The sequence below is a fragment of the Rhodopirellula sp. UBA1907 genome, from assembly GCF_002337565.1.
GTDB classification, from domain to species: domain Bacteria; phylum Planctomycetota; class Planctomycetia; order Pirellulales; family Pirellulaceae; genus Rhodopirellula; species Rhodopirellula europaea.
The window spans coordinates 27,320-39,474 of sequence record NZ_DDGH01000106.1 but is presented as its reverse complement, the minus strand read 5'-3'; the positions used below and the strand labels follow the sequence as shown (position 1 = coordinate 39,474).

Sequence of the window (12,155 nt, the reverse complement as noted above, 5' to 3'; positions counted from 1 at the left end):
AAACTTTTTCTGCGAAGGTGGTTCCGGCCGGAGGAAGAGTGAATCAGCGTGGCGAGCGTCCAGACGCCACGGCGTGCTAGGCCAGCAAAGGTGACTCACGCAAGCAACTGGTATCCCACCAAGCCAAACGTGGCCAGCGCGATGCAGACAGCGACTCCCGCCAGCAAACCATCGCGAGCCAGGATCGACAAAGCGAACGCGAAAATGGCTCCTCCGGCCAGGTTGGCGCTGAATGGAATGAATTCCAAAACCGGCGTGCTCATCGCCACCAGAATCGCGGCCACCGCCAGCGTGCTGATCGTGGCGTGATTCATCATCCAAGTCCATCGCTGAGCGGTCATGCTGTCGATCCAGGACGCAGGCTTGCGCAACCAGTCCAACATTTTCTGGACTTTGCTTTGGCCGATCTCCCATCGTTCCATCCAACCAGGGATCCAAACGTGGTCGGCATCAGCCAGCATTTGGCCGCACAAGATGACCACCAGTGTCCCCAACAACACAGGGACGCCGGGGATATCAGCGGGACCAGGCAACACCATGATCGCGCCCACGATCAGCAGCAACGACGCGAACGACTTTCGTCCAACAGCGTCCATGACTTGGCCAAACTTCACCTGTTCGTTGTTCTCGGCGACTTCATCGATTTGATGGATGATCTGTTCGATGGGGGCGTTGTGATCGGTACTCATCTCCAATCCTTTGAAAGCAATTGAAATCGGTTGGGCAATTCAGACAAACCGACATTGAGCAACTTTCGAACCAAGTCCGCGGCCGTTCTCCCGACACATCCTTGAACGAACTTTCGTTGGCCGAGTCAACGCGAATTTGAGTTGGAATCCTCTCGCCACAACGACCAATAGGCACCGATACGATCGCTGAACGAATCTGTCGATTCCGCGAAAAACTTGCGTCCCAGCGTCAGCGATGAGCTCTGCAAGGTTTCCCGTCGATGATCGACCAGTTTGCCAAGCACACGCTGATGCTTCTTCGACACCTTGCCTTCCTTCTTTGATCGATCAAGCACGCTTTGTCGATAAACCGCCAGGTCGTGATCATCGCCCAGAAGTTCACCAAGGTCACTGGACCACCGCTCCATGGGGTGCATCGCATCCGACCAGACGTTGCGAAGCAAACGCAGATGGTACCCGTGATACTTCACACGTTTCCGAAATTCGTGCAACGATTCTGTTGTCGGGTCCCGCATGACCTTATGCAACATCTTCTCCGCGCGTTTTCGCGTCTTGATCATTCCTTTCCGCACCGCGTCGTATTCCTTCTCGTCCAACTTCCATTTCCCGACGCGACGCCTTGCATCTGAAAGATCTGATCGCACTTTGGCGAGTTCACGATCAATTTTTTGGTTGGGAATCTTCTGGACCCTTCCTGCCAATCGAAGACGAGTGGATGCGAACGCGTCTCGGTCAATCTGCTTGTCAAACCGAGTCATCAGTCGGTCGTGACTGTCGACGGTCGTTTGGGCGTCACGGAGGTCCGAGATCCTCCTCGCCGCGTCTCGAATGGCTTTGTTTTCCTTTTGATAAGTCTTCCCGAGCGCGGGCCGAACCAATCTCAACAGACCACGAAGTTTTTTGCATCTCTTCCGAACCTGATGAATGGCGTGGTTCCGATCTTTGGCCGCTTCGTCGATTTCACGAAGTGCCTTGTCGATTTGTTCCGTCGCGATTCGCCGTGTCGCGGCTTGAACAGATTCTTTTCGCTTGATTCGGTAAGGCATGATTCATCCGGCTTTCAGTAATCAATCGATGTTTGGCTCGCGCGACCGTTTTCTTGAATTCTATTCCGAGTCGCAAACCGATTCTTTGTCGCAAAGTCGCAAATCTCATTCCCACCATAGACGTGTGACATTTCATACCAACATCCTTGTTTGCAGCCACGATGGCCAGGATTGTTGCGGATTCCAAGTCATCACCTCAATCGGAGCGATCCCAGGTTGCCCCGAGTCACCTAGCCATCGGACCAAGTTCCCCGCGTCAAACTCGGTTGGTGCTTCGATGCAATGCGTCCAATAGGTTCCGCCGAGAAGCTCAACCGTCGCGAATTCAATCTGTATCGAATCCTCGGTTTGATAGAGCAACCGTTCCTTGCGAACTGGCAACCAGTTCTCCGTGATCAACTGCCTGAGCTCAGCGTCCTCTTTCGCGGAAGGATCCAAAGTTCGCAGGGTGTGCTTGACCCAGCGTTCGATCATCAACGATTGCTTGTCAGCGATGGGATGGCAGTCGGTCGATTGCAAGATCTTTGACTCGATCGAAGGTGTCGCATCCACGTTCTCTTGTCGCTCTCGTCCGCGTTCTTCGGTCACGCCTCGCAATTTGACGCTGGAGTTTCGGTCCGCAATTATCGCGTACCAATCCGTGCGCACACTTCGCTCGGACCGCCATGCAGACTCAGCGGCTTTGTCAAACCATTCAGGTCTTTCTTGAAAGAACCAACGCAGTTCGAGTGTCGCAACACTCATCACGTGACATCCGCAAGAGCTTGTGATGCAACGACTTGCCGCGCCATTTGCAATTCTTCTTCGGCGGGCACAAATGCCACTGGCATTCGTGCGTCATCAGCCGATAGAAGCGTCGGTTGCTGCAGTTCATCGTCTCGGTCATTCCGATTCGCATCCAGCTTGATTCCAAAGCATTGCAAATCGCCAAGCAACCGACGGCGAAACTCGGCCGACTCTTTCACCAAAGCTCCTGACAGCAACAGCGCATCGCAACCACCTAAGACGGCAATCCCTGCCCCGATGCATTCATGGACTCGAGCTGAATACATTTGCAGTGCCAGTTCAGCTCGTGAGTTGCCTGTTGCCGCGGCGGGCAACAAATCTCGCGTGTCGTCGCTGATCCCGGATACGCCCAGCAGCCCGCTCGCTCGGTTGAGCATCTCGTCCACTTCGTCGATCGAGCGACCATCGCGAAGCAAGGACAGCACCAACGCGGGATCCAAACTGCCCGATCGCGAACTCATCATCAAACCGTCCAGCGGAGTCAGCCCCATCGTCGTCCAAATGCTTTTGCCATCCAAGATCGCACATGCACTGGCACCACCGCCAAAGTGAAGTGACAAAACCTTCGACGACTCCCGATCCCACGCGTTGAAAACCGACTCGTGTGCCAACCCGTGAAAACCGATTCGTCGATATCGCTCGCCGATGTCGTACGGCAACGGATACCGCCAAACATGCTCCGGAAGTGTGCGATGAAACGCTGTGTCGAAAACCGCGTGCACCTTTAAACGCGTCTCGTTACGGATCGCGTCAGCAACGGCAATCGCGGTTGGCACATGCAACGGAGCCAGATGCCGGACTTCTTCGAGCGTCTGCAGCACGTTCGCATCGATCTCTCGCGAACGTTGGTTCCAAAACGGGCCACCATGGACGAAACGAATCGCTACCGCGTCCAGTGAGTCGTTTCCGATCCGCCTGAACAGCTTGACTGCCTCTTCGGCGACCTTCTCTTTTCCCTTGATGCGGTCGACCATTCCGCGATCAAGATCCGGCGATGGCAAGTCAGATTCATATCGCTCCGTCTCCACCACTCGGTATCGCAGCGTTCCGCTTCCGGGATTCAAACAGAGCAATTTCATGTCGGGTCTCCTTGCACGGCGTTGGCAAGCGGTTCAATTTCCCACTGCGTGAACGATGCCATGTCCTCGCCATTGTGTTGTGCGTGTCGAATCATCTCCGCCCTCACGTCTTGGAAGTGAGCTCGCGTTTGGACGCATCGCTCTCGCAATTCAGGACGCTCGATCGCACCGGCACAGAGGACTTGATCGACCAACGTGTAGCGATCGATTCCGTTGGCCGCTAGCAAGCTGAATGGCGTCGTTGTCGTGCCTTCTTCGATGTAGCCATTGATGCGAAACCGCTCATGGCCTGGACGATTCCAAAGCAATTGCTTGATCGCCGAAGGGTAGCCGTGAAAGTTGAAGATGACCGGTGTGCCCGGTGGGAAGAAGTGATCGAACTGTTCGTTGTTCAGCCCATGCGGGTGAAACGACTGCTGCTCCAAAATCAACAAGTCGGTGATGTTCACCAATCGGATCCGCAAGTCTGGAATGGTTTGTCGCAACAGACGCGAGGCAACGACTGCTTCCGCGGTGGGATAGACGCCGGCACACGCTAAAACGACATCGATTTTTTCGTCGGCTGGTGAACTGGCCCAATCCCAGATCGACAATCCGTTTCGACAATGCTCTTCGGCTTCCTCGGCTGACAACCATTGTGGCATCGGTTGCTTGGATGCGATCACCAGATTGATCTTGCCCGTGCTTCGCATGCAATGATCGATCGTCGACAACAAACAATTGGCATCCGGCGGCAGGTAGACGCGGACGTTCTGGGCTTTTTTGTTGAGCAGCATGTTCAGAAAGCCCGGCATTTGATGCGAGTAGCCGTTGTGATCCTGTCGCCAACCTTCGCTGCTGAGCAGGTAGTTGAAGGAGCTCACTTGGTCTCGCCATTCGATCTCATCCGAACGCTTTAAGAATTTCGCGTACTGCCCCATCATGCTATCGACGATCGAAACAAATGCCTCGTAGCACGGAAAAATCGCGTGACGGCCGGTCAGCAAGTATCCCTGCATGCAAGCTTGGCAGGTGTGTTCCGACAGCATTTCAAAGACACTGCCTTGCATTCCGATGTTTGGATCGTCCGCTGGAGTGGGCCACACAAACTGTCGTTGGCTTGCATCCAACGTGGCTCCCAACCGGTTCGAATTCAATTCATCAGGGCAAAACAAACGAAACCGGCCTCGGTTGCGATCGATGACGTCGCGAAGAAATTCTCCGGTGGTTTTCATGTCGCTCGCCGTTTCGCGGCCTCGATGGTTCCTATCGATGTCGAGTTCGTATTGCTTCCAATCGGGAATCGTCATCGGTTTGCGAATTGAACCTCCGTTCGCTTCGGGGATCATCCCCAGACGCCGTGCACCCTTCGGCAACCAATGTGTGATAGACGGCTTGGGCGAACCGTCTTCCTCGAACAAGACCTCCGGTTGGTAGGAACGCAGCCAACTATCCAGAGCCTCCAGGTGTTGCGGATCATTTCGCGGATCTTCCACTGGAACTTGGTGAGACCGATGAGTCCCCTCGATTCGCTCGCCATCGAGTTCCTTCGTAACAGTCCAACCCTTCGACGATCGCAGCAGAATCACCGGCCAACGAGGTCGAGGCTCTCCCTCGCCGTTTCGCCAACAACGCTGCAAATTTTGAATGCGATCGATCGCTTGATCGAACGCGTTTGCGACCTCACGATGATTAGCGACCGGGACCTTTTCATCCGCTGAATTCTCCGAGTCGTGGGCTTCAATCAGGATCGGCTCGTACCCGTAGCCGTGAAAGAGATCTCGCAGCTCGCCATCGGACATCGCGCCGAAGATCGTACGGCTGGCGATCTTGTATTGATTCAAATGAACGATCGGCAACACCGCACCATCGCGTTCCGGATTGAGGTACTTCGTCAAATGCCAAGCGGTGGCGGTCGGTCCTGTCTCCGCTTCGCCATCGCCGACAATGCACGCCACCAACAAGTCAGGGTTGTCCATCGCCGCACCAAATGCGGTTGCCAACGCATAGCCCAACTCGCCACCTTCGTGAATCGTCCCCGGCGTGGCTGGTGTCAGGTGACTCGGGAAACCGCCCGGCCAAGAAAAATCACGCACCAGATTTTTCGCTCCCTCTCCATCAACCTCATATTCGCGATAGCGTTCACCGAGCGAACCTTCCAAAAACAGATTGCTGAGCACGGCGGGAGCCCCATGCCCCGGTCCCGTGATGAGCAACGTTGGTTGGTCGTGGTTCACAATCAACCGGTTCAAGTGCGTGGCGATGAGATTGATACCGGGACACGTCCCCCAATGTCCTAGCAAGCGAGGCTTGATGTGGTCCGGACGCAGCGGTTCTTGCAGCAAAGGATTCTCGCGCAGATAAATCTGAGCGGCGGACAGATAGTTGGTGGCCAACCAATACGAATTCAAATCAGCCAGGCTGGGTCGCTGGATCACGTGAGTGTTTCCTCTCATCTTCGAGACAGCCGTGGAATGAATCTGGCCGATCGCGTTGCTATGGCGAACCAGCGGACCACTTCCGTCGCCGCCCAAGCCATTTCAAACGTTCAAGCCTCCATCCAAGCACACCGCCTGGAGTTCAATGGACATCCACTCGAAGCGAATCAAATCGCATGCCGACGAGCTGATTTTTGACTTCCCTTGCTAGCGAAAAATGGAGCTGCGGGCGAAAAATGGAGTTGTCTCGAACCTGAACATCTGCTCGGCGCACAAATCGCTGTCATCGTCGAGTGAAATCCGATCACGCGATGATTGGGATCGAAACCACTTCACAAAGGAGACCTCTCATGTCTGTTTCAAAAGACTCACCTCAAGTCGGCGACATGTACCGATGCGTGAACTGCCAGATGGAGATTCATGTGACCAAAGGCTGCGACTGCGAGGGCTGCGAACCCGAATTTCGTTGCTGCGGCAAACCATTGGAAAAAGTCACCGAGCCACCGGCCAACAGTTGAGGTCGCCGCTCGAATGTTCGCGGTAGCCAGTCGAAATCTTCCGCTGACAAAAAATCCAACGCAACGTCGCGAAGTCCCTTCTCAAAAGGCTCCGAAAACAACCACATCAGCCGTTTGGGCGTTAGCCCCGGTTGTCCACTAAAAACGCCAGAAACACCCAGGAGACTCGCTTTCCCAAATGAATCCCGCTTGCTTGCTTCGCGTTCGCCCCTCAGTCTATGGACAAACGCAACCGCGGTAGTTTTAATCATTCGACATCGGCCTGCTCGACAACGCGTCTCAGGCAGGTTGTCTTTCCAATTCAGTCACATCAGAGAAACAACATGACGAACCTTGTTCATTCGCTCCGCTATCCGATGGGGCTCGCCCTCGCACTGTGCGTTTCATTTGCAGGCCTCAGTGTTTCAGGGGAAGACAGTGTTTCAGGGGAAGACAACGCGAAAGGCGACGAGTCGGCCAAGTGGACAACTCTGTTCGACGGTGAATCGTTGGAAGGCTGGGAGAAAGTGGGGCGAGACGACAGCAAATGGGAAGTTGTCGACGGCGTGATCAAAGGCACCGGCGGTGTGTCGATGTTGGTCAACACATCGGGCCCGTACAAGAATTTTCGCTACCGCGCGGAAGTCAAAATCAACGACGGCGGCAACTCGGGCGTTTACTTTCGCACCACACGCAAACCCGGTTTCATGGACGGTTACGAAGCCCAAGTCGACAGCACACACACCGATCCAATCCGCACCGGTTCGCTATATGGTTTTTGCCACGTCTACGCACCCTTGGTCAAACCAGACACCTGGTTCACCTACGAGATCGAAGTCAAAGACGACAACTGGCGCGGACGCGACATGACTCGTATCAAGATCACCGTCGATGGCAACGAGTTGTACGAATACATGGACTTTGAAAAGACCTATGGCCCCGGCCACTTCGCATTCCAACAACACGACCCCGGCAGCATCGTCCACATCCGAAAATCGGAAGTGATGCCACTGGACGACTAGTCAACCAACAAGGCTGGCTTGCCGAAGCGATCTTCGCTCGCACCAAACTTTGAACACCGTGTCATTTCATGACGCGGTGTTTTTTTGTGTGAATAACGATTGAAATCCAGCAAAAGTTTGACGCGACAGCACTTACAAACCCTTCGATCCGCACTTAATTTTTTGTTTCCGCCATTTGGCTAACCGCTTCCCCCCAACCCCGACATTGGAATGAATTAAACTCTGCACCTCGCCGCCAACCTGCCCAACGGAGACCCTCGCCAATGCGCTCTCGGACTTGCTTTCTTTCTCTGGCTTGGAGTCTGTCATTCGCACTGGCAGTGTTTACGACTGGTACTGCCAACGCCGCTGAAGTCGGCGTTGATTTGCCATGGGAAGGCGATCTGTTTGAAGCAGAAGCGGACGCGGTGCTGGATGCAGTCGCAAAGATCCCTCATCCCGAAGCGGACGAAAGCGAGTACCTGGTTTGGGACGAAAGAATTCAGATTTCGGCCGACCATCGCGTGACCAACACGGAAAGGCACGTGTATCGAATTTTATCGCGAGATGACATCGAAACGCGGGGAAGTCTGGCTGCCGCTTGGACTCCTTGGCTGGAGGAGCGGCCATTGATGCGGGCCCGGGTGATCACTCGGGACGGACATGTTCACGAATTGGATCCAGCCACGATCACGGAATCGTCCGGTTCCAATGTTCAGAATCAGGTTTACACGGACACGCGAATTCTGACCGCACCACTTCCTGCGATCGCAATCGGTTCCATCATCGAGACCGAAGTCATCACCACGGAACACACCGCGTTTTGCCCCGCCGGCATCGTTGGCAATGTCATCTGGGAACGTTTTTCCAAATGTCACCACCTTTACGCCGAAGTGCGAGCCGATGCGTCCATCGACCTTTCGTTGCACTGCGTTGGCAAGACCGTCCCCTTGGAGATTCAACGAGACGGGGACGAACAGGTTTGGAGCTTGAAGCAAAACCAGCCCGACCCGCTCGAGGTTCTCTGGGACTACGCACCGTCTGACCATACACCGATGTCCTTCGTCACGTATTGCACGGGGACATCGTGGGCCGAAATCGCTCAGTACTACGACGAAATGGTCAATCGGCAAATCGCCGACAGCGAACTGGGCAATCTGCCCGATCAGGTCAAGCAAGCTTGGCGAGCAGATCATGACGAGGACGACCGCCGAACGCTGGTCACGACCGCGTGGGAACAGATCATGAACTCCATTCGCTACACCGGAATTGAATTTGGTGTTTCTGCAATCCAACCCGCCCGCCCAATCGATACGTTGCGAAGACGCTATGGCGACTGCAAAGACCAAGCTTGCTTGATGGTTGCAATGCTAAGGCAATTGGATATCGAAGCGTACGTTGCCTTGCAAAGCACGCAATCGTTTGTAGATGCGGCCGCCGATGCGCCGGCTTTGAATGCGTTTGACCATGCGATCGTCTACGTTCCTCGCCAAGACAATCTGAAAGAAACGTGGATCGACATGACGGCGTCGTACACGTCTTTCGGAGAGTTGCCTATCAGCGACCAGGACAGGCTGACGTTGGTGGCAGCTCCGACCACTAAAAAACTGCGAAGGACTCGTGCAAGTCGCTCCAGCGATAACATGCGGCGGTACAAAACCGTTTATCAGTTGAAAGCCAACGGGCCGTCAACCGCGAGAGTCACTTCCAGCTCCACCGGGATTTTCGCGAGTTACATGCGAGCGGCTTATGCAAGTCAGACACGACCGCAAATCGAGACGTCGCTGAAAGACCAGTTCAAAGAAATCTACGGTGACGCGGAATTGTCTGAACTGGACTACGACGATCCTAACCAACCCACCTCACCCGAATTCACTGTCAAATACAATTTGGACTCCACCGGCATCTGCACCAACGATGCCGGCAGGCTGGTGATCGAACTGGACCCCGGTGCCGCATTCAACTATCTGCCGTACGAATTTATTGGGCCGGAATGCGATCAGCTTCCTGAAGACCCGGATGCGATCGAGCGAACGATCCCCTATGAGATCAGTCGGTTTATCTATCGCACCGAAATGGAATTGCATCCGCCCAGTGGATTCGAAGTCGTTTCCTTACCCAAACGCCAAACGATTCAGGTGGGCAAGTTCCAAGTCGCAATGTCTTGCGAATCGAACCCGGACGGCACGGTTCATTTTCAAATTCAACTGAACACGGGCGATGGCAAATTGAGTCCGGAACAATTGCCAGAATTTCGTGACGAATTCCTGGCTTTGTCGAACAACGCTGCTCCCTCGGAGTGGTTTGTGCCCATCGAATTTGCCTATCAACCAACGCTGAAGTTTGAAAATGGTGAGGAGGCTGGTGCGCTTCATCAAATGCTTCAAATCGCGGAGGAATCACCCGACGACCTTTTCAATCGCAGTGAGCTATCCAGTGCCTTGCTGAAGGTTGGTCTGGTTCGGGAGTCGCAGGAGGTCGCGGACCAATTGGTAGCTGACGCTCCCGAGTCCGAACTGGCACATTGGGCATCAGCTTGGGCTTCGATGCACGACCAACGTGGTCACAACATGTATCCCGGCATTGATCGAGAGAAGGTGGTGTCGAGTTTGCGCCGCATGGTGGAACTGAATCCATCTAGCGTCGATGGTCGGTACAACCTCGCCATGGTCCTTGAACACGATAGCGAACTCACTCGCTACAGCGACCGCGAATTGATGCTGGAAGCCGCCAAAATCTATCGCTCGCTTCTCGATGAGCAAGCGTACGAATTAGTGGTCGTCAACTACGGCCTTCTTCTGGCTCATTTGGAAGACACTCAGGCTTTACGACGATTGGTCCGATCTTATCCGACGCTCGGTGAACCGTGGATATTCCTGGCAGTGGCTGAGATCAATCAAAATGGAGTTGCAGCCGGAAATCGCCTCATCGATAAAGCCCCAAACACGTTGGACAGCAACTTCATTCAGATTAACGTCGCTGCTCGGCTTCGAACATTTCGCCAATATGAACTGCTGCAAGAGTTCCTGGAGACACGTTCGGACCTGCAGGGGGTTTCTTCCACTCTTCGCTATCTTCAGCGCTACGAAGACGTGAAGCTTGAACCGTCGGATCCAGCATCCGTCGTGCAAAGCTTTTTGGCGCGGTGCCTGAGATTTGGTCCTGACCTCGAAAAACTGCGTGATCTCTACACTTCCTCCGACAACGACGAGTTCATTGTTGCTGACATCGAGAGGTTGCCTCCTGCTCTCCATCAACTTTACGAGGTCGTTCGAACGACATTTGGGCAACCGGCCCTTAGCGAGGACATGGTGAGTCTGTATGAATTCGAAGTGGAAGGCGATGACGTCGGTGGCTACACCGTGACCGCATCGATTATTGACGACGTCGATATTCCTAATTCGTCCATCACGCGGCAGGTGGTTCGTGACGGCGATTCCTTTCGCATCCTTCATCCCGGCAGATTCTTGCACAACTATGGGATCAAGGCACTTGAGCTGATCGACAATGGGCACGTCGAAGAGGCGAAAGCATGGATCAATCCGCTCTACCAAGTCGAACGCAATCGGGTGGGCATGTTCAATCAGTTTGCCGCGTCTCCGTTTGCGCAAAGCTGGTTTGCTTCCTCTGAATCCGACGTTCAAGCTCTCCGGCTCGCGGCGTTGATTCTCGCATCGCGAAACAGGGCTGACCAAAGCATCGCTGATGAACTTGTCAAAGTACGCGATCAATATCCTGCTCTCTTGCAACTGCAGATTGACCGTTGTCGCCTCACTTACCTCGCCGGACAACAACGTTTTGAAGAGTTGCTCGAGCTCTCCACTCAGATGCTGGAGAATTACCCACTCAATCCCGAGCTATTGAACGCACGTCTTAAAGCGGAACTCGGGCTGGGCGAATATGAACAGGCGGAGTCGACAATGAAGCTGCTCGAGGGGCAGGAGTCAGCGAGCGGCATCAACTCGCATCTGGCCTATCTAACCAAGACCGATGGCCACGATCGAGCGTTGGAATACGCCCGTCAGCTGCACGAGAAAAAGCCCGAGATCACTTCTTTGCTGAGCACGATTGGATGGCGCAGTTTGTTTGTCGGAAAGTCTGCGGAGTGCATCGAAGAAGCTTTGGCGGCAAGGAACAAGTCTATCACCGTGCGTGAGCTGTCGGCAAACCTTCACACGCTCGCATGCGTCTACGCCGATGACGGACAACTGACGAAGGCGTTTTCGACACTCACAGAAGCGATCAATGCCCGCAACGGCTTGGATGAGTCGTTTGACCAACTCGTGAGAGGACGAATTGCACAGCGGTGCGGTCTGCCCGAAGCAGCGGAGAGATACTACCGCGAAGTCCAACCGGCAATGTTCGATGAACCCACCGGCGCCAGCTGCGTCGAACTCGCCAACCGATGGATTGAGTCATTGGAAACGACTGAAGAGTAAGACGTTCGTCGACTTGCGCAACCTGTAACACGGCGGCCCCCGCCGTGAAACGCTGAGCTCGCGTCCCAAGCAGACACGCAGAAGCGTACTCTCACATGCGCGGCCCCAATCAATCCGCCCAACCTGTCTGCGAAAAATTCCAGAACAGCGGTTGCTCAGTCGCTGTGAGTCTAGGCTCGACTCGGTGGGGGACCACCGAGC

General features: G+C 54.5%; 8 protein-coding genes. 3 read left to right on the top strand and 5 right to left on the bottom strand.

All coding sequences use genetic code 11. The annotated features are described in order from the left end of the window. Positions 1-95: 95 nt before the first annotated feature. The 5 genes from B2R17_RS26515 to B2R17_RS26495 all read right to left on the bottom strand — a co-directional run bounded on the left by B2R17_RS26515 (position 96) and on the right by B2R17_RS26495 (position 6,035). Positions 96-689, bottom strand: coding sequence for an exopolysaccharide biosynthesis protein (locus tag B2R17_RS26515; RefSeq protein ID WP_286766359.1), 594 nt, complete (start codon positions 687-689; stop codon positions 96-98). A 125-nt stretch (positions 690-814) separates the two neighbouring features. Then, a complete protein-coding gene (locus B2R17_RS26510; protein ID WP_286766358.1) occupies positions 815-1,735 on the bottom strand; it encodes a CHAD domain-containing protein in 921 nt (306 codons plus the stop codon). A gap of 132 nt (positions 1,736-1,867) precedes the next feature. Further along, positions 1,868-2,479, bottom strand: coding sequence for a hypothetical protein (locus B2R17_RS26505; protein ID WP_286766357.1), 612 nt, complete (start codon positions 2,477-2,479; stop codon positions 1,868-1,870). Then, positions 2,479-3,600, bottom strand: a complete 1,122-nt coding sequence (locus B2R17_RS26500; protein WP_286766356.1) for an acetate/propionate family kinase — start codon at positions 3,598-3,600, stop codon at positions 2,479-2,481. Before B2R17_RS26500 ends, B2R17_RS26505 begins: the two co-directional genes overlap by 1 nt. Then, on the bottom strand, positions 3,597-6,035 hold the full coding sequence (locus B2R17_RS26495; RefSeq protein ID WP_286766355.1) for a phosphoketolase family protein: 2,439 nt from the start codon (positions 6,033-6,035) through the stop codon (positions 3,597-3,599). Before B2R17_RS26495 ends, B2R17_RS26500 begins: the two co-directional genes overlap by 4 nt. A gap of 332 nt (positions 6,036-6,367) precedes the next feature. Between B2R17_RS26495 and B2R17_RS26490 the strand changes: the two genes are divergently transcribed. From B2R17_RS26490 to B2R17_RS26480, 3 genes are all read left to right on the top strand, one after another. Next, positions 6,368-6,535 carry a hypothetical protein gene (locus tag B2R17_RS26490; RefSeq protein ID WP_199169778.1) on the top strand — a complete coding sequence of 56 codons (168 nt, stop codon included), beginning with the start codon at positions 6,368-6,370 and terminating at the stop codon, positions 6,533-6,535. 323 nt (positions 6,536-6,858) lie between these two features. Then, positions 6,859-7,536: a 3-keto-disaccharide hydrolase gene (locus B2R17_RS26485; protein ID WP_286766354.1), complete on the top strand. Its 678-nt coding sequence runs from the start codon at positions 6,859-6,861 to the stop codon at positions 7,534-7,536. Positions 7,537-7,799: 263 nt separating this feature from the next. Next, positions 7,800-11,954, top strand: a complete 4,155-nt coding sequence (locus B2R17_RS26480) for a DUF3857 domain-containing protein (protein ID WP_286766353.1) — start codon at positions 7,800-7,802, stop codon at positions 11,952-11,954. The last annotated feature ends 201 nt before the right edge of the window (positions 11,955-12,155 follow it).

Bases quoted from the DNA above. Each gene is read 5' to 3' on its own strand.
- B2R17_RS26515 (WP_286766359.1), bottom strand. From the start codon at position 689: ATGAGTACCGATCACAACGCCCCCATCGAACAGATCATCCATCAAATC.
- B2R17_RS26510 (WP_286766358.1), bottom strand. From the start codon at position 1,735: ATGCCTTACCGAATCAAGCGAAAAGAATCTGTTCAAGCCGCGACACGG.
- B2R17_RS26505 (WP_286766357.1), bottom strand. From the start codon at position 2,479: ATGAGTGTTGCGACACTCGAACTGCGTTGGTTCTTTCAAGAAAGACCT.
- B2R17_RS26500 (WP_286766356.1), bottom strand. From the start codon at position 3,600: ATGAAATTGCTCTGTTTGAATCCCGGAAGCGGAACGCTGCGATACCGA.
- B2R17_RS26495 (WP_286766355.1), bottom strand. From the start codon at position 6,035: ATGAGAGGAAACACTCACGTGATCCAGCGACCCAGCCTGGCTGATTTG.
- B2R17_RS26490 (WP_199169778.1), top strand. From the start codon at position 6,368: ATGTCTGTTTCAAAAGACTCACCTCAAGTCGGCGACATGTACCGATGC.
- B2R17_RS26485 (WP_286766354.1), top strand. From the start codon at position 6,859: ATGACGAACCTTGTTCATTCGCTCCGCTATCCGATGGGGCTCGCCCTC.
- B2R17_RS26480 (WP_286766353.1), top strand. From the start codon at position 7,800: ATGCGCTCTCGGACTTGCTTTCTTTCTCTGGCTTGGAGTCTGTCATTC.